The organism is Acinetobacter sp. DMC2 (genome assembly GCF_056314305.1).
In genome coordinates, this window is sequence record NZ_JBQUYP010000001.1 from 415,287 (window position 1) to 432,835 (window position 17,549).

Consider the following 17,549-nt stretch of genomic DNA (forward strand, 5'->3'; position numbering starts at 1 on the left):
GGGCGAAGAGACTCGAACTCTTACACCTTGCGGCGCTGGAACCTAAATCCAGTGCGTCTACCAATTTCGCCACGCCCCCATCTGGGACATTTATTTAAAATAAATGTGGCAGAGGATCAAGGACTCGAACCTTGACGAACGGTTTTGGAGACCGTCATGCTACCATTACACCAATCCTCTTCCAAAACATAGATGACTTAACATCTACATTAACTTTAAGTTTTAACTTAAAGTGGTGGGGGCGAAGAGACTCGAACTCTTACACCTTGCGGCGCTGGAACCTAAATCCAGTGCGTCTACCAATTTCGCCACGCCCCCGATGGCTGTGTATATTAGCGATAAGATCTAACAGTGACAAGTGTTTTTTTTCTAAAAAAAACTGACCGTGTAAATTGTATACAGATACTAGATCAATGATTTTTATAAGTTTGAATGGGCTTTTAAACAATTCATCGCTTCAAACACGCTTGCAAACCTATTTTTTTGTTGTTTTTGCAATAAACCCGAAAGTAAGGGATAAAAACTCATAAGTTGCGTGGGTAATTGAATGGTTAAATTTTGACAATGCAATACTGCCCACTCATAGTAACTCCCTGCTTCTAAGCGAGTTTGAGTTAACCATTCATATAGAACGATACCAAATGCGTATAAATCGCTTTGTATATCCTTAAAAGCGCCTCTAAACAGCTCTGGAGCCATATATCGTGGTGTAGCATCCATTCTTAAATCTGAGCTCGATATAAGTCGGGCTTTCTCAAAATCAATCAAATAAGCATTTTGCTCAAACTTTCGAAAATGTTCTTTCTTAATATCTCCATGAATCCAACCAAATTCGTGGAGTTCAGCGAGCTTATCTAGTGCGGACCAAATCGCATGATATACATCAGTTAAATCCGTTTCATGAGACAATGAACCAAACCACAAATCAGTATTGGGTAAAATTAAAACCCTACCTAAAGAATGGTTTAATTGAGAAATAGCACTAACTTCAATTAAGTTATGAGGTAAAAGCCACGCAGGTTTCTTATGAGTAATTTCTTCGTAAAACAATTGCTCATGAATAAAATCTTGCTCACTTTGAACATCTGTTTCAGGTAAATGATATTTTAACCAATAGTCTTTATTATCTATGCTGCATGTCCATAGATACCGCCCTAAAGCGGCACTCACAGGTTTTGTCACACTTTTTAAGTCTTGTATATGCGAAGCAAAATCATGCTTCAGCATAGTAAGACTCTGGCTGTTGTTGCTTTTCTTCAAAACGCAAAACTTCTAAACAATGCTGAATCGTCTTGCCAATACGAGCATGGGTCTCAATCGAAGAAATTTTTGGCCAAGTCGCACGCTCCCCTTCTCGCTGTAAGCGTTTAAACAAATGTGGACGTGGATTTTGCAAAGTATAGGTATAGTGACTCAAGCCATATTTAGCAATGATATTCACATCGCCATAATAACGCTGCCCCATTACACCATAGCCATGATCGAGTAATCGTCTAATCGGAGAAATAGAACCAAGTCTTTGACGTGTAAAGTCCATAAGTCCCATGGATAACACTTTACCTTGACGTCTTAAAATCCGTTCAGGCCAACTTAAAACATCTTTACGAAAGCGGTCTGCATCATTTTGCATAAATGGAACAATATGTGGATTCACCTGACTAGCGATGGTGTAATTTAAATTATAAAGTCGGGCCATTCTTTCTTGTGGAAAATCATTTCTTACACTGCCGTCTACCCATTTTGTGTTTGCCATGTAAGGCGTGTGTTCACCGTCATAACGTTTGCTAGTTAAACGTACGGGTGGAAATAACACAGGTACAGCACATGAAGCCAACACAGCACTCCACACTAAAACGTTTGGCGTCATAATGGCATTCATGATGCGCGGGTTTTCTGTTGCATCATACGGTGCAACTGCCACATTAATGTTTAAACCAGATTTTTTGAAAGCCTCTTCAAATGTGAGATCCCCCAGATTTTCAACAAGGAACTTTTTCAAATAGTGGACATCGGCAATTCCACCATTTCCTTTAATGAGTTCACGAAGTTTTCTAAAATGAAAAGCATCACTAAAGAATTGTTCTCCATTTAATAAATTTTGAACATCTTCACTGGCTGAAGTTCCGAGCATGCCCGTCATAATTGCCCCAGCACTTGAGCCAGACAACACTTTAGGCATTAAATCTTGTTCAATTAAAGCTTTACAGACCCCAGTATGAAAAAGGCCTAAAGTTGCCCCACCTGAGAACATAAGGGCTGGTTGGCCATATGCTTTTTCACAATTTTCAAAAAACTCAATTTTTTCTTTTCTTTGGAAAGTAATACATTCACTTGAAGCAATATAGGCCAAGCTTTGGCTAACTTCTTCAATATAATCTTCAATTAACTTTTTCGTTCCAACATGAGTTGCAGCAAACAACATAGGATGGCCAATATTTGCAATATCGTAGGTTAGACCTTCTTTGAGTAAATAAATAAGATCTAGTGTTCGATGTTGCTGGCGATATCTTTTGAGTAAGGTATACCGATAAGAAATGAGCTCGGCATCGAAGTAAGGTGAACTATTATCAAATTTCCACTCTTGCACTCCTGTTTCTTCATCTAGTTTTAATGCAAAAGACTTCCATTCTTCATAAGATTCAGCCATGTCTAATTGACGTTGTAATTTTTTGATACGGTAAGCCTGATGTGGATTCATATCACTTCGTAATTTTTCAAACATATTTCGTCCTCATCTTCTCAGATGATTTTACTAAATAGACATGACAACACTATGCTCGGTCTGAACATTTCAATCAATTGCAAAACCGATAAAGTGTATAGGCAATAAGTTTTTTGTCAGCCTGTTAATTTCGGTGTTAGTATCCTAGTAAATTACTGTTTAACATGATTGATTAACCATGGCTACCATTGATTTACCAGAGAATTTAGTTCAAACATTATCACTTGTATTAAATCAGCTACAGCAGGTCTTACCTGAACCTCGAGAAGAGACAGATTTTACTGCACCTGCTTTTAGATGGGAAAATCAACAACTTAAAGCCATCCACACACCGAAAAATATTTATCTTGATGACTTAAAAGGCATTGAACGTCAGAAAGAAAAAATCATTCAAAATACTTTGCAATTTTTAAATGGCTTACCAGCCAATGATGTGCTTTTAACAGGCTCGCGTGGTACAGGAAAGTCATCTATTGTGCGTGCTTTATTGACTGAGTATGCCCCGCAAGGATTACGTTTAATTGAAATTGAGCGTGATGACTTAGCAGATTTACCTAAAATTCAGAAACTCATTCAAAACCGACCTGAAAAATACATCGTGTATTGTGATGACTTAGCGTTTAATGCTGAAGATGAAAATTACCGTAGTTTAAAAAGTGTATTGGATGGTTCATTACAGTCTGGTTCAAGTAATTTTATTATTTATGCAACCAGTAACCGTCGTCATTTGTTACCAGAATTTATGCATGAGAATACGCCTGTAACCAAGGTCGATGTACCACAATATACTGAGTTACACCCACAAGAAGCGATTGAAGAAAAGATCTCTTTGTCAGATCGTTTTGGCTTGTGGTTATCTTTTTACCCAATGGACCAGAATTTATATTTAGAAATCGTGGAGCATTACATTCATAAAGCAAACATGGCTTTTAACGATGAAGTTCGCGCTGAAAGTTTGCGTTGGTGTCAAATGCGTGGTCAACGTTCAGGACGTGCTGCATATCAGTTTTCTAAGCACTGGATTGGTTTAAATGGCTTAAAAGAACTGTCTAACAATTAAACAAAATGTCCCGCAAAGCCTTAGCTCTGGCCTGAAAACCGCTTAGTTTTGATAGTTGTTTTTCATAACCTAAAACAAAGATAGTCCTATCCACATTTAGGTTTATATATGAAAAAACAATTGCCGAAAATTTCTATAGGCAGCAAAGTTTTAGGTCAAAGCTTATTGCTCGCGCAAAGTGTTATAGATAAAGCAGAAAAATACTCAACTCTTCCTTTTTCACAGTCTCATATTATCCAGCCCCGAGTTGATGAAAAATATTATAGCTGGACTCATTACGGCATCTTTTTCCCACTTTTGCCCGAGCCGCATCGCTATTTAAATATTATGATTTTATTAGGCACACCTGGTGCTCTTGCATTTGATCATGATGACATAATTTATGGAAATCCTCGAAAAACAGCGACTTTCTTTTCAAGTACAGCCGCAGTAGAAAAAGCTTTGCTTAAGGCTTATATCATTCCTGAAGATACAAAAATTAATGAAGATGGAAGCTTAATCGAACTAGGACAAGAAATCTCAATTCAAGGAAAATTCCCAAAAATTCACATTAATGGACATTATGAGGGGCTTGATTTCGACTTTGACATTGATGTTACCTCCCATGTTTCATGGTTTATAAAAACACCGATTTATGATCATTTTAGCTTGTTGGCAAAGTTTAAAGGTTTCCTAACCTATCAAGCAGAACGTATTGAAAGTGAGGGACTCTGCACTTATGAATATGCTCGAGCAGTTGGAGCTCATTCCATCGCAGATAAACTTATTCCTGAAGCCTATAAACTGCCGCTTGATTTTTTTACTTATCAAATTATCAATTTAAATGAGACCACTCAACTTCTTCTTACCAAAGCAGATATTGCCGGTCAAACAGCAGCTTATACTTTGCATATTAGATATCTTGATCGACCCGCAGAAGTTTATACAGATGTCAGTTTTGATATTATTTCTCACCAAGTTGATGATTACATCTCACCGACTGGGCAAAAGATGCGACTTCCTAAATTCTTTTCGTGGATTGCTCGAAATGAAGCTAAACAAATTATTTTAAATATTCAGGCAGAAATTAACTGCCCACTCCGCTACGGTCATGGGCGAGGTTATGCAAGTAGTTATATATTTACTGGTAATTATTTTGGTAATGAAGTTCAAGGCCGTGGTTATATCGAATATATAGATATTGAAAACCAACAGGCCTTTGAAGATAACTAATTTTACTCAGGAATAGACAACTCAGTCATTGGCCAACGTGGTGTTGTGGTTACAGCTAAACCATCATGTTGACCTGCTTTTAAGCGTTGATAGCCTGCAAAAGCAATCATTGCCCCATTATCAGTACAAAGAGCAGGTTCTGCGTAATAAACTTGTGCCTTAATTTTAGCTAATGAAGTTTCCAACTGTTCACGTAGTCGTAAATTTGCACTTACTCCACCCGCAATAACTAAACGCTTAAGTCCAGTTTGCTTTAAGGCTTTTACTGATTTTTTTACCAAGGTATCTACAATTGCTTCTTGGAATGAAGCTGCAATGTCTGCGTCTCGGTTTTCGCCATTCAACTTTTTCAATTGCACAGAAACAGCTGTTTTTAAACCACTAAAAGAAAAATCTAGACCTTGGTGAAGCATTGGTCGTGGAAATTCAAACGCTAATGGATTACCACTTAAAGCCAATTTCGCAATATTAGGGCCACCTGGGTATGGCAAACTCATCATTTTTGCAACTTTATCAAAGGCTTCCCCAGCTGCATCATCAATAGATTCACCTAAAAGCTCATATTGACCAATACCGTGAGCTGCCATTAATTGTGTATGCCCACCTGAAACCAATAAAGCAACAAATGGAAATTCGGGCGGTTGACTTGAGAGTAAAGGTGCCAACATGTGCCCCTCCATATGGTGAACACCAATGGCAGGTTTATTTAAAGAAAAAGCTAAAGTTCTTCCAAATAAAGCCCCTGTCATTAAGGCTCCCATTAAGCCAGGACCACGCGTATAAGCAACCGCATCAATCTCTTGTTTTGTTACACCACTTTGCTCAAGCAATTGATTCATTAAAGGAATTAATTTTCGAACATGGTCACGAGAAGCAAGTTCAGGTACTACCCCACCATATTCGGCATGAAGTTTAATCTGGCTATAAAGAACCTGTCCCCGCAAGCCGAGTTCGCTATCATAAAGTGCCAACCCTGTTTCATCACAAGAAGTTTCCAAGCCTAAAACAATCATCAAAACTGCCTTTTATATGAGTCAAAATATTGCAATCGCTATTATAGACTTGTGATATGAGTTGTAAATGAGTAAAATACTGACCTTCACTTGTGATCCGGCACAATAGTGTGCTTGATCTTATCCATAATCTAGAGGATTTTACATGCCACAAGTTAAGTTGAAAGAAGGCGAACCAGTTGACGTAGCTATCCGTCGTTTCAAACGTTCATGCGAAAAAGCTGGTGTTTTAGCTGACGTTCGTAAACGTGAATTCTACGAAAAACCAACTCAAGAACGTAAGCGCAAAAAAGCTGCTGCAGTTAAACGCTACCAAAAGAAATTGGCTCGCGAATCTGTACGTACTACTCGCCTTTACTAATTAATTTGTGATTGACTGCTGAATTATGACTACTTTAAAAAACCAAATTACTGATGCATTAAAAACTTCTATGCGTGCCAAAGATATGGCAACAGTGACGGTTTTGCGTAGTCTACAAGCAGCAATTAAGCAAATCGAAGTCGATGAGCGCATAGAGCTTGGCGACGCTCAGGTTCTTGCGGTCATTGAAAAGCAAATTAAACAACGTAAAGAATCGATCAAAGCCTTTGAAGGTGCTGGTCGTGATGATTTAGCTAGTAAAGAACAAGCCGAAGCTGAGATTTTATCTCAGTTTCTACCAGAAGCTATGACTGAGGAAGAGCTTGATTCTCTCATTGAGCAAACGATTTCTGCTCAAGAAGCAACTAGCATGAAAGATATGGGTAAGGTGATGAATTCTCTACGTCCGATCATAGCCGGGCGTGCCGATCCTTCTGTAGTTTCAGCAAAAATTAAAGCTAAATTAGCTTAATCTCTTCTCTTAAAATTTTATATTCCCTCAAACCAAAGTTCCTTTTAGTTTGGGCGTGTTTATATAATTGAATTTTTTGAAAGATATATTTTCAAATTTTCATTCTTCGCTCATCTTGCATTTGTTTCAATCTACTGTCTATTCTAGCTGACATTGCTTGATTGTCTTTTGCTAATCGCTGAGCATGCAACATCGATTTAATCGCATTCTCTTCACTCCCCGACCAATATTCAGCTTCTGCTCGATAGCGTAAAACATTGACTGCTCTCAGCGGTCCTGTCTTGTCCAAATTAGCAGCCTGCTGCAAAAATTGCCAACCTTGGATATCTCTTGGGTTTTTATTGATAAACCGTTGAACAAGAGTTTGAACCTGTGAAAATTTTCCTTGGCGCAGCAACACTTCAGCTAACTTATAACTGAAAGCTCTATTTTCAGGCATAGTCATTTGTGTAGAAGCAATTGAAGTATAGGCTTGATCCAACTTGTTTTGCCCCAGATAAATATCAGTCTGCAAAAGTGTAACAAGAGGTTTTCCACTAGATTTGACTTGATCTAAAGTAGATTGCGCCTGCGCATAATCACCTTGTTTTACATAAAAAGCTGCCAAAGCAATAAGACCCGCAATATTTTTTTGTGAGGCTAAACTCTGTAGTTGGTTTTCGGTAGCCTGATTTGAAACTACCATTGTGTACCATTTTAAAATTTCAAAATCGACATCATATATCCGACTTTTAACTTTAGGCATTTGATTCGCACGAAGTCGAGCTTCACTCATGCGTTCGGTCGTCAATGGATGGGTCAGCCAGAAATCTGGTAAAAAACTTACCCGACTAGTCGCACGATGCATTGTTTCAAAATAGTCTGCCATACTTTGCGGGTTATAACCAGCTGCATACATATATTGCATGCCAATACGGTCTGCTTCACGCTCCTGATTTCGACTGTATGTTAACTGGCTATCCATTAATGCAGCCTGCGTTCCTAACATCACTGCTGCTCCTGCATCTCCGCCACCCTGTGCAGCTATGGCCACACCCGCCAAAAGCCCAGCTAAACTTAATAACGTTTGCCCCTTAAAGGCTTCCTCTGAACGACTAAAATGTCTTTGTGATACGTGTGCAATTTCATGCGCCATCACCCCAGCAATTTCATCAATATTGCGAGCTGAAGCAATAAGTCCTGTATTGAGCGCAAATAGACCGCCCGGAACGGCAAACGCGTTAATTTGTGGATCTTTAATAACAACTAGACCAATAGGCTGACCGAGCTGAGTCTCACTCAAAATACTTGAAAATACTTGAAAAAATTGGTCTTCGAGCCAGATGTCTTGGATAACGGGCATTTGTTTATGAACTTCACGGAAAACTTTTTCACCAATAAATTTTTCTTTTTGTTGATCAAGCAAACCTATTCCACTTCCGATATTCGGAATTTCCACTTGATTCGCAGATGGCTGTGGGTCAAAAGACTGTGCATACGAAGCATTTGCTATAAAAGTCGCACTTAAAATAACTGGCAAAAATCTCAAAAGTTTTTCTCTATTAAAATTAAACCATAAAAAAAGCCTATTGATGTAAACCACAAAAATTGGTTTTCAATCAATAGACTTTTACTATATCACTCGAAATCGACTAGTTTTGCAATGAAGTGTTATTAATCACTTATATAAAGTTTTGGTTTACCAAATATCTAGGTGTTTTATCTTCTAAAGCTTCAACCAAATTTCTATAGGCAAGATTTGCCATTTTTTTACGGGTTTCAGCAGTCGCCGATCCCACATGAGGCAAAGTCACTACATTCGGTAATTTAAAAAGTCCCGAATCTTGTAAAGGTTCTTTTTCATACACATCTAAACCAGCAGCAAAGATCTGATTTTGCTGCAAAGCCTCAATTAAAGCTTGCTCATCAACCACAGAACCACGCGCAATATTAATAAAAATAGCGTGTTTTTGCATAAGTTCAAACTGAGTTTTACCCATTAAGGCTTTCGATTCATTATTTAAATCAACCGCGGTTACTACAAAATCGGACTGCTGTAGTAACTGATCTAAACCAAGATATTCTGCATTTAACGGTTCAGCTAATTCAGGCTTTTCACGACGATTATGGTAAACAATATTCATGTTAAATCCATAAAAACCACGTCGTGCAATTGCAGCCCCAATGTTACCAAGTCCAATAATACCTAATGTCTTTCCAAAAACATCTAAACCGAATTGCTGAGGCCCTACTGTTCTTTTCCACTCACCTTGTTTAGTCCAATGATCAAGAAAAGGAACTTTTCTAGCAGCGCTTAGTAACAATGTAAAAGCAAGATCAGCTGTTGTTTCTGTTAAAACATGGGGCGTATTTGATAACCAGATTTTTCTTTGATTTAAATAAGCTAAATCATAATTGTCATAGCCCACCGTTACAGATGAAATAATTTTTAGTTTTTGTGCCGGCGCAAGGTTCTTTTCATTTAGTACTCGCCCCGCACCAATCATCCCATCAGCATCGACAACGTGTTGCCGTATTTGTTCATTAATATCACCCAATTTTGGGTTAAGAACCACAACATGATAATCCTGTTGTAATCGAGACAAAATTTCTTCATCAATTTGGCTAAAAACTACAACTTTTTTCATGTAAATCCCTACTACTCGTTGTTATCTTGCATTAATTTCCATAACCTTTTTTTAAGGAGTGGTTTCTCCAGCATTTCCTTTAAACTTGCCAAATGGATAATATTGGCATGTTGAATATAAGAACACTCACCAAGGCATAAGATCTTTTTATCTGCTGCAACAGCATCCAAGAAGCCTTGTATATACGAACCAACTCCCCGCTGATCTTGATAAGCAGCTAAAGGGAAAGGCCATTTTAGTTCAGCATATTGCCCTATTTTCGCTTTTTGTATGTTATTCCAAAGCTGTTTTTCTTCTTCACTTAAATTTGTAACATCTAAAAAAATAACACATTTTTCAAGAGAAAAAGCCTGCAACTCAAATGATGCAATCTTGATGGCAGGTGCTTGCACTTCATTACGAGGTTCTATAATAGGTTGAACCGGCATTGAAACTGGCGCCACAATTTCAGGTTCAACTTTTGGAATATCGTTAATTTGTGGCTTGGTAGGCTGCTCAAGAACTATGGGTTCTACAGAGGATAATATGATCGGTTCTTGTTCTTCTACGACATGATCTCGCCAAAGGCTTTGAGCATTATTTTTTTGGCACACCTGTGTCTTAGGAATCCATACATCAATCCCTAAAGTCGCCAATATATTTCTTTGCTGCCCAATCATGTTTGAATCAATACCTCTGCTTAAGCTACATTCTAACGGGCTTGAGTTTTTTTTTCAGTGTTTTATTTCGTTCAGCTGTTTTTATAATCGTAGATGTCTTTTAAATAATCATCACACTATTTCTTTTTTGCATTTGCTCAACAATTTCTTCTGTTTCAAAGCCAAATCTCCAATAAAGTAATTCAAGTACATCTAGTTCGTCTTGTGTGATAATACGATCACTCCACAAGCACATTTCTGCGATCGCAAGAATACTAAGACGGTCACGCAATAATAAACCTGCAATGTCATTTAAAATTTCAGCCAAATCTAAAGGCTCGTCTGAAATCTCATCATAGACATACATTTCATCTGGATTAAGTAACGAACGTAAAATACGTTCACGTACTTCTAACTGATTTGGACTATTAATTTGCTGAACATGAAGTAAGGCATCAATTAAACGAACAATTTGAGGTTTTACCTCTTCAAATGCTGTTGGCAAATGTAACGGCATTAAATTCAACTCATATTTGACCCGCTCCAGCAAAAGCGCATCTAGCAAGCCAATTTCGCCATCTTCTTGAATAATGAGCGCTAGTTTTGTTAGAAATTGCCGCGAAATGCTTGCTGGCATATGCCCAATATTTTTACAAGCATCATGAAATATCTGAATGTGTATACGCCCATCAAGATTTAATAAGGCATCAATAATGGCATGGCTAACTGGCGCATCTTTAGGTATGAATTCTCGATATTGGCGAATCATCAAAATAGCGACCATTACCTCACGTGAACCCGTAGCAGTTTGAAGTGCACGCTGAATAAGTTCAGGACGCTTTTTATTGCGACGTACATCACTACTAAGAGGCTTAATAGCATCATTTAATGCAAAACTAATGGGTGACAACCTTAATAAGGGTAAAGGTTGCGGAGATGACCACGGAACATAAATTTCTTTTTCAGATTCTTCTAAAAAATGAAATAAACTAAATAACGGACGATTGCGAAGCTTTTTTAAATTTTCTAATTGTAAATCTTGTAGCAAAGTCGGATTTAACTCGTAAATACGCTCACGAATACTTGGGTGAATATTCATCCAACTTTGCGGACTCAGTGAGTTAGCAAAACACATATGCGCGATTGATTCAGAATAGGCACTATGGATTTGTGAGCCAGAATGGTGGACATAAATACGCAACAAAGTCTGGGTATTAGCACTATTTTTTAATAATCGTACCGTTTTTTGGTCATTACGAAATGTGCGTCCACTCAAAGTTAAGTATTTAATAAATCGGGTAATTAGTACGCCTAGGCTTCCAGCTAGCCAAATGACACCACCTACTGCAACAAATACTGTTTCAAATTTATGTTTATAACCTGGGCTGTAGCGTTTAAAACCTTGTTTCGCTAATTTACTGCCCCACTGACTAAATGTCGTTAATCCGCTATATAAAATCTTTAATTTAGTATTCTCAACAGCTTCACCCGATAGAATCTGATTAAACTCATGACCCAACAAACCATATAGTTCAAGTTTATCCAGATTTTGCAAAGCTCCCCATGTCAAAATGATCACAATATCTTTAGGGTGAAAACCTGCCGTAAGCGCATTTACGCCTACTTCATCAGGTAAAACATATAAGGTTGGAACTTTAAGCGAAAAATTTTGCGCCAAATATTCAGTAATTTTCAATGCTTCAAGCTCTTCAGGTGTACTTTCTTCTTTTACTAATCGACGCGCTTTCAGTTGTTTTGCTAAAGAATGCCCACCTTTACGCAAGATATAAAGTTCAGTAACTACCGACCAAACCATAATAAAAAGCAATAGCGCGACGAAATAAGGACTTAAGGTATGCCACCAGATGGGCTGACTATAATCAAAAAAATGGACGAGTAAACCTAAAATTAAATTTAAGATAAAAATAGTAAGCAGCACAGCAACCAAACACATAGTGATGGACCATGCCATATTCTTATTTTCGATTAGATAGTGGCTTACTTCTTTCAATGTAAATATTCCCAATTACATTGTTAGTTTTCATCATAAAAGAAAAAAGCGGGAAACACCCGCTTTTTTCAGCTATTTCTATTCTTCTTTAATGCCTGTTAAATCTACAGAAGCAGCGTCAACATTCACATCAATGTAGCCATCTTTTTTCTTTTTAGCAGAATCATTACGCTTCTGCTCCAAATTATTTAGATAAGCACTATCAATATCACCTGTTACATAAACTCCATCAAACACAGAGCAATCAAACTCAGTTAGATCAGGCACTTTGCTGGTACGTACAGCATTTTTCAAGTCTTCCAATTCTTGGAAAACCAAACGATCAGCACCAATAATTTCCTGGATCTCTTCTACACTGCGTTCTGAAGCAATAAGCTCAGCTTTAGCAGGCATATCAATACCATAAACGTTTGGATACATCACTTTTGGTGCGGCTGACGCAAAGTATACTTTTTTTGCACCAGAATCACGTGCCATCTGGATAATTTCGTTACAGGTTGTGCCACGAACAATTGAGTCATCAACCAATAAAACATTCTTACCTTTAAACTCAAGTTCTACAGGGTTTAATTTTTGGCGTACTGATTTTTTTCGTTGTTGCTGACCTGGCATAATGAAGGTACGACCGATATAACGGTTTTTCATAAAACCTTCACGGAACTTCACACCTAGAATATTTGCAAGTTCTAATGCTGAAGTACGGCTCGTATCCGGAATTGGAATAACCACATCAATATCGTGGTCCTCACCCCAGTCACGTAAAATTTTATGGGCAAGTTTTTCACCCATTTTTAAACGAGCTTTATAAACTGAAATTCCGTCAATAATGGCATCAGGACGTGCAAAATAAACATATTCAAAAATACATGGACGGTATTTTGGATTAGCTGCACATTGTCTTGAGAACAATTCACCATCTGAATTGATGAAAATTGCTTCACCTGGCTCAATATCACGCTCAATTTTGAAACCAAGTGCTGTAATAGCAACTGATTCAGAAGCGATGATGTATTCCATCTCGCCTTTTTCAGTCATACGTGAACCATAAATCAGTGGGCGAATACCGTTTGGATCACGGAAACCAACCAAACCATGACCAGTAATCATTGCCACTACGCCATATGCACCCAGACAGCGCTCATGTACACGAGAAACTGTGTGAAAGATATCATCTGGTGTAGGATTTAAAGTACCGTTCTTTTGCAACTCATGCGCGAATACGTTCAAAAGAACTTCTGAGTCAGAGTCCGTATTCATATGACGTAAATCTGTTTTAAACAGGTCATCATGAATATCTTCGGCATTGGTTAAGTTACCATTATGTGCAAGCGTAATACCGTAAGGTGAGTTCACATAAAATGGTTGTGCTTCAGCACTGCTAGCAGAACCAGCAGTTGGGTAACGTACATGGCCAATACCATAATTACCAAGTAATGCTCTCATATGACGAGTATGAAAAACATCACGTACCATACCGTTATCCTTACGAAGGAAAAGACGGCCTTCATGGCAGGTTACTATTCCAGCTGCATCTTGCCCACGATGTTGCAACATCGTTAAAGCATCAAACAACATTTGGTTCACTGGCGATTTACCGGCTATACCAACAACTCCACACATAGCAACCTCGCAGACAAGCTAGGAATTAATAAAAAGGATTCTTTGTCGAATGGTCGGATCGGTTTTCTAATTCACCCGATTCGTCCATTGATCTTGAAGGGGTGCTTGATGCACTACCTCCAGATGTTATTTGATGAAACGCCTCACTTGCTGCATCTTTAGATAACTCGGTCGCTAAAGGTGCATAAGGCAGTAAAAATTGTATAAGTTTGGACTGTTTCCAGTGTGGTGAACTTTCAACCCAAGGCCCTACACCCTGCATTGTAATCAACACGACTAACAAGCCTTTTAAAGAACCAAAAGCACCACCCGCTAAACGATTTAATGGCCCCAATTTCAGACTTTTCAAGAGACCATTTAAAAATGCAGAGACGATCCATGTTAAAACAATGATCATCAGTGCTATAAATGCGAAAGCTGCAATTTTTTGAACAACCGGATCATGACTCAAACCAGACATGGACGGCGCAAGAAGGACAGCATATTTTGCACCCATAATTAATGCAATGATCCATCCTACCAAGTTCGCAAAGGCTTTGATAAATCCTTGTCGCAAACCGTTTAGCCCCCCAATGAGCAAAAGTATCAGAATAATGATATCAATTGTGTTCATATTCACTTAAGTCATGGCTGCAACACATTGTTTTACTAATATAGGACCGGTATAAATCAATCCGCTATAGATTTGTACTAATGTTGCTCCAGCTTGCTGTTTGACTGCTGCTTGTTCACCCGACAAAATTCCACCCACGCCAATCAACGGGATTTGTCCTTTTAACGTTTGGGCAAATAAACGTAAGCATTCGGTACTTTTTTCAAAAACAGGCGCACCTGATAATCCACCCGATTCGTTACCATTAGGAAGGTTTTCTACACCATCTCTAGATAAAGTCGTATTGGTAACAATTAAACCATCAATCTTAAATTGCAATAATTGTGCTGCAATAAACTCAACATCTTCAGCTGTTAAATCAGGTGCAACTTTTAAAACCAAAGGAACATAATGGTTATATTGCTCGGCTAGCTCAAGTTGTCTTTCTTTTAATGTTTGCAACAATTCAGTTAATGCATCGCCACTTTGTAAACTTCTTAAGTTCTTAGTATTTGGAGATGAGATATTAACAGTAATATAAGAAGCGTAGTTATAAACTTTCTCAAGACAAATCAGGTAATCATCAACAGCCTTTTCTACAGGCGTATCTGCATTTTTACCAATATTAATGCCTAGAATTCCTTTAAATTTTGAAGCTTTAACGTTCTCAACAAGCTTATCAACACCATCATTGTTAAAACCCATGCGGTTAATAATGGCTTTAGCTTCAGGAATACGGAACAATCGTGGCTGTGGATTACCCGACTGAGGTCGAGGTGTAATTGTTCCAATTTCAATAAAACCGAAACCCAGTCCGGCTAAAGAATCAATATGTGCACCATTCTTATCAAGTCCAGCCGCCAAACCTACCGGATTTGGAAATTCAATTCCCATACAGGTTGTTGGTTTTGATTCTACGCTTTGGCGTAGCAGGCCGAACTTATGTGCTTTATCAAGCATAGATAATGTTAATTCATGGGCACGCTCTGGTGCTAAACTAAACAACATCGGGCGAGCAAGTGAATATAACATACCAATCACAGTCTACTGATTTTAGGTAGGCATATTATAGGCACAGGCAGCACAAAACACCATGCTTAAGAACACCATATTTTAATATGTTATTGAACCGTCGCTGTTAATTTAATCTGTCCGTCACTTGAAACCATTTCCATTTTTTGAATACTTAAGCCCATTTGAGCAAGTTGGGTCAAAAAGTTCGCTAAAATTGCATAATTCTGATGAGTAACAATAATTTGTAACTGCTCACCATTTTGTTGAGAAGTAACGGTTAAGCCTTGTTGCTGAGCTACACGTTGTATTTTTTCCGATTGACCCAACTCAAGTTCATTTGCGGGTTTCATGGTAACTGCATTGCTCTGCATCCATACCATCAAATCTTTTAAATCATTTAATCGTTGCTGTTGCTGCTCTGCCAAAGAATGCATTTTCCAAAGTGAAGCTCCCACAATAGCCACGACTACAAAGATTGTAGTAAAGACCACCATAATACGTTCACGTACAGTTAAGCGATCCAAATATTGAACGATCTGTTCAACCCACTGATCAAAGCGATTTTGCAATTGAGTTATCATTTTCATTATTGTATTTTCACCACCCCGATTGCCCCACCACCATCGGCTTGAACATTACCGAGCTCTGCTTTGAATCCCTGTTGGTTAAGTTGCTGAGTTAAAGCTTGCAAATCGTCTGCCGATTTTGCTTTTAATGCCATTGTTAATATTGAAGCATCATAATTTAACTGCTGAGCTAAAATTTGTCTTTGCATTAAAATAGGCCCAACACGGCTCAATAAAGAAAGTGCTTGTGTATCACCTTGCTTGCTCATTTCTAAATGACTTTTAAAACTACTTCTTATATTTTGTTCAGTTACTCGACCAGATGGACCAAACCAATATTTATATTGCTCAATCGTCTGTTCAGCGGTTTGATTAGCCACACTTTTTAACTTTGCCCAACGCAATAAATCATAGCTAAACTGAACCACTATAATCGCCAAAATTACAGCGGCACACGCTTTCCAATAACCTGAAACAGTTTGCTCTTGCCCTTTAGCTTTAGGCAGAACATTAAAAGGATGCTGTTTAGGTTTATCTAATGCCTGAAATTGATAAATAAATTCTGAACGCTGCTCAGCACTTGATGCTGCCATAAAGCTTTCTAATTGCTCTGATGTCAAACCACTATATTGATAATGGGTTTCAACCGGCTGGAACTCTAAAAACAATCCTAAATCATCTAGAGAATTACCGACCCATTTACTTTCACGCACAAGTAATTTCTGGTCAATATTGCATAAGACCGCTTGCTGGTCTTGAGGTTCCGGTAAAATTAAAAAGTCTGGCAATAAAGCAACGAGTTTAATAGGCAGCAAAGCCATTGCATGTTGCCATGTTTCTACTGTTGTTTTTGCCACTCCCAATACGGTCAATTGATCAGCATGAAAATGGTGAACCACTTTCATATGATCAATCGGCAAAGTCACAAATTCTTCAAGCAAATATTTAACACCGTCTGCCCCGAGTTGCTTGTAATGAGACTTTGCCATGTGCTGCTGGAGTACCTGAGCATGGCGACTCGGGAAAAAGATGACAGCTTCTTTTCCTTGATGTAGTTGCAGATCTTGTATTAATTGATCAAGACTTGCTGCCTGCAACCAGTTTTCTCCGTTAGACCAATGCCATATTCCATTGGTTTCAGGCATCCATAAATACAGCATAATGGGCTAAATGACCTTTTTAATTATATTGTGGGTACAAAACTATTTTTTTGTGTTGATAAACCAGTAGCAATCACCGCCTGATCATAAATTCGAGCTTCGGCAAGTGCAAATGGATTAAAGTTTTCATGAGTCAATAGTTCAGCAATATGCCCTACTACATTCATATGACAGACGACTACAATTGACTCATACGGAACCTGAGACAACCACTCAACCGCTTCTTTCGCATTATCGTCTGGTTTAATTTTATCGCATAACAACACGGGAACATCTTTAAAGTAAGTTTGAATATGCGCTAATGTTTCTTGAGCACGCAATAATGGACTCACTACAAAAATATCAGGCTTAACAATATTTTTTAAAAATGTTGCTGTCTGTTCAGCTTGAGCATGCCCACGAGCAGTAAGTGGACGTTTAGTATCATTACCATTTACTGGAGGAGCAGCTTCCCCATGACGAACCAATGTCAGTTGCATAA

At 38.2% G+C, this 17,549-nt stretch carries 17 protein-coding genes and 3 tRNA genes; 4 read left to right on the forward strand and 16 right to left on the reverse strand.

Annotated elements, in window-relative coordinates; all coding sequences use genetic code 11:
- The 5 genes from ACT53H_RS01985 to ACT53H_RS02005 all read right to left on the reverse strand — a co-directional run bounded on the left by ACT53H_RS01985 (nt 1) and on the right by ACT53H_RS02005 (nt 2,722).
- Nucleotides 1–79, reverse strand: a tRNA-Leu gene (locus ACT53H_RS01985).
- 27 nt (nt 80–106) lie between these two features.
- Nucleotides 107–180: transfer RNA gene (locus ACT53H_RS01990), tRNA-Trp, on the reverse strand.
- A gap of 53 nt (nt 181–233) precedes the next feature.
- Nucleotides 234–318 (reverse strand) — tRNA-Leu (locus tag ACT53H_RS01995).
- 102 nt (nt 319–420) lie between these two features.
- Nucleotides 421–1,227, reverse strand: a complete 807-nt coding sequence (locus ACT53H_RS02000; protein WP_238611686.1) for a protein kinase domain-containing protein — start codon at nt 1,225–1,227, stop codon at nt 421–423.
- Nucleotides 1,214–2,722 carry a DUF3336 domain-containing protein gene (locus ACT53H_RS02005; protein WP_004791293.1) on the reverse strand — a complete coding sequence of 503 codons (1,509 nt, stop codon included), beginning with the start codon at nt 2,720–2,722 and terminating at the stop codon, nt 1,214–1,216. Before ACT53H_RS02005 ends, ACT53H_RS02000 begins: the two co-directional genes overlap by 14 nt.
- A 178-nt stretch (nt 2,723–2,900) precedes the next feature.
- Here ACT53H_RS02005 and ACT53H_RS02010 point away from each other — a divergent pair, with 178 nt between their 5' ends.
- On the forward strand, nt 2,901–3,782 hold the full coding sequence (locus ACT53H_RS02010) for an ATP-binding protein (protein ID WP_174727805.1): 882 nt from the start codon (nt 2,901–2,903) through the stop codon (nt 3,780–3,782).
- Nucleotides 3,783–3,890: 108 nt separating this feature from the next.
- A complete protein-coding gene (locus ACT53H_RS02015) occupies nt 3,891–4,994 on the forward strand; it encodes a DUF6670 family protein (RefSeq protein ID WP_476008486.1) in 1,104 nt (367 codons plus the stop codon).
- Nucleotides 4,995–4,996: 2 nt separating this feature from the next.
- On the opposite strand, the gene tsaD is transcribed toward ACT53H_RS02015, so the two are convergent.
- Nucleotides 4,997–6,007 carry a tRNA (adenosine(37)-N6)-threonylcarbamoyltransferase complex transferase subunit TsaD gene (gene tsaD, locus ACT53H_RS02020; RefSeq protein WP_005306952.1) on the reverse strand — a complete coding sequence of 337 codons (1,011 nt, stop codon included), beginning with the start codon at nt 6,005–6,007 and terminating at the stop codon, nt 4,997–4,999.
- 145 nt (nt 6,008–6,152) lie between these two features.
- Between tsaD and rpsU the strand changes: the two genes are divergently transcribed.
- On the forward strand, nt 6,153–6,368 hold the full coding sequence (gene rpsU / locus ACT53H_RS02025; protein ID WP_001136722.1) for a 30S ribosomal protein S21: 216 nt from the start codon (nt 6,153–6,155) through the stop codon (nt 6,366–6,368).
- Between the two features lie 25 nt (nt 6,369–6,393).
- Nucleotides 6,394–6,840 (forward strand): GatB/YqeY domain-containing protein, encoded by a 447-nt coding sequence (locus tag ACT53H_RS02030; RefSeq protein WP_004791284.1) that lies wholly within the window; start codon nt 6,394–6,396, stop codon nt 6,838–6,840.
- 91 nt (nt 6,841–6,931) lie between these two features.
- Here the strand turns inward: ACT53H_RS02030 and ACT53H_RS02035 are convergent, their stop codons facing one another.
- The 10 genes from ACT53H_RS02035 to ACT53H_RS02080 form a co-directional block, all read right to left on the reverse strand.
- A complete protein-coding gene (locus tag ACT53H_RS02035; RefSeq protein WP_476008687.1) occupies nt 6,932–8,359 on the reverse strand; it encodes a M48 family metalloprotease in 1,428 nt (475 codons plus the stop codon).
- 142 nt (nt 8,360–8,501) lie between these two features.
- Nucleotides 8,502–9,467, reverse strand: a complete 966-nt coding sequence (locus ACT53H_RS02040; protein WP_476008487.1) for a 2-hydroxyacid dehydrogenase — start codon at nt 9,465–9,467, stop codon at nt 8,502–8,504.
- An 11-nt stretch (nt 9,468–9,478) separates the two neighbouring features.
- A complete protein-coding gene (locus tag ACT53H_RS02045; protein WP_476008488.1) occupies nt 9,479–10,126 on the reverse strand; it encodes a hypothetical protein in 648 nt (215 codons plus the stop codon).
- A gap of 100 nt (nt 10,127–10,226) precedes the next feature.
- The gene (locus ACT53H_RS02050) at nt 10,227–12,116 is read right to left on the reverse strand and encodes a M48 family metalloprotease (protein WP_151963196.1); all 1,890 of its coding nucleotides are present in this window, start codon (nt 12,114–12,116) and stop codon (nt 10,227–10,229) included.
- 78 nt (nt 12,117–12,194) lie between these two features.
- Nucleotides 12,195–13,736: an amidophosphoribosyltransferase gene (gene purF, locus ACT53H_RS02055; RefSeq protein ID WP_004791274.1), complete on the reverse strand. Its 1,542-nt coding sequence runs from the start codon at nt 13,734–13,736 to the stop codon at nt 12,195–12,197.
- 25 nt (nt 13,737–13,761) lie between these two features.
- Entirely contained in the window at nt 13,762–14,349 is a 588-nt protein-coding gene (locus tag ACT53H_RS02060) for a CvpA family protein (protein WP_151963198.1), read from the reverse strand.
- A gap of 6 nt (nt 14,350–14,355) precedes the next feature.
- Nucleotides 14,356–15,360 (reverse strand): quinone-dependent dihydroorotate dehydrogenase, encoded by a 1,005-nt coding sequence (locus ACT53H_RS02065; protein WP_004791270.1) that lies wholly within the window; start codon nt 15,358–15,360, stop codon nt 14,356–14,358.
- Between the two features lie 89 nt (nt 15,361–15,449).
- Nucleotides 15,450–15,929 (reverse strand): type II secretion system protein GspM, encoded by a 480-nt coding sequence (gspM, locus tag ACT53H_RS02070; protein WP_013197251.1) that lies wholly within the window; start codon nt 15,927–15,929, stop codon nt 15,450–15,452.
- Nucleotides 15,929–17,068 (reverse strand): type II secretion system protein GspL, encoded by a 1,140-nt coding sequence (gene gspL, locus ACT53H_RS02075; protein WP_476008489.1) that lies wholly within the window; start codon nt 17,066–17,068, stop codon nt 15,929–15,931. Before gspL ends, gspM begins: the two co-directional genes overlap by 1 nt.
- A gap of 23 nt (nt 17,069–17,091) precedes the next feature.
- Nucleotides 17,092–17,547 (reverse strand): SixA phosphatase family protein, encoded by a 456-nt coding sequence (locus tag ACT53H_RS02080; protein WP_476008490.1) that lies wholly within the window; start codon nt 17,545–17,547, stop codon nt 17,092–17,094.
- Between the last annotated feature and the right edge of the window lie 2 nt (nt 17,548–17,549).

Bases quoted from the DNA above. Each gene is read 5' to 3' on its own strand.
- ACT53H_RS02080 (WP_476008490.1), bottom strand. From the start codon at position 17,547: ATGCAACTGACATTGGTTCGTCATGGGGAAGCTGCTCCTCCAGTAAAT.
- ACT53H_RS02045 (WP_476008488.1), bottom strand. From the start codon at position 10,126: ATGATTGGGCAGCAAAGAAATATATTGGCGACTTTAGGGATTGATGTA.
- purF (WP_004791274.1), bottom strand. From the start codon at position 13,736: ATGTGTGGAGTTGTTGGTATAGCCGGTAAATCGCCAGTGAACCAAATG.
- ACT53H_RS02005 (WP_004791293.1), bottom strand. From the start codon at position 2,722: ATGTTTGAAAAATTACGAAGTGATATGAATCCACATCAGGCTTACCGT.
- ACT53H_RS02060 (WP_151963198.1), bottom strand. From the start codon at position 14,349: ATGAACACAATTGATATCATTATTCTGATACTTTTGCTCATTGGGGGG.
- gspL (WP_476008489.1), bottom strand. From the start codon at position 17,068: ATGCTGTATTTATGGATGCCTGAAACCAATGGAATATGGCATTGGTCT.
- tsaD (WP_005306952.1), bottom strand. From the start codon at position 6,007: ATGATTGTTTTAGGCTTGGAAACTTCTTGTGATGAAACAGGGTTGGCA.
- ACT53H_RS02015 (WP_476008486.1), top strand. From the start codon at position 3,891: ATGAAAAAACAATTGCCGAAAATTTCTATAGGCAGCAAAGTTTTAGGT.
- rpsU (WP_001136722.1), top strand. From the start codon at position 6,153: ATGCCACAAGTTAAGTTGAAAGAAGGCGAACCAGTTGACGTAGCTATC.
- ACT53H_RS02065 (WP_004791270.1), bottom strand. From the start codon at position 15,360: ATGTTATATTCACTTGCTCGCCCGATGTTGTTTAGTTTAGCACCAGAG.
- ACT53H_RS02040 (WP_476008487.1), bottom strand. From the start codon at position 9,467: ATGAAAAAAGTTGTAGTTTTTAGCCAAATTGATGAAGAAATTTTGTCT.
- ACT53H_RS02000 (WP_238611686.1), bottom strand. From the start codon at position 1,227: ATGCTGAAGCATGATTTTGCTTCGCATATACAAGACTTAAAAAGTGTG.
- gspM (WP_013197251.1), bottom strand. From the start codon at position 15,929: ATGAAAATGATAACTCAATTGCAAAATCGCTTTGATCAGTGGGTTGAA.
- ACT53H_RS02010 (WP_174727805.1), top strand. From the start codon at position 2,901: ATGGCTACCATTGATTTACCAGAGAATTTAGTTCAAACATTATCACTT.
- ACT53H_RS02030 (WP_004791284.1), top strand. From the start codon at position 6,394: ATGACTACTTTAAAAAACCAAATTACTGATGCATTAAAAACTTCTATG.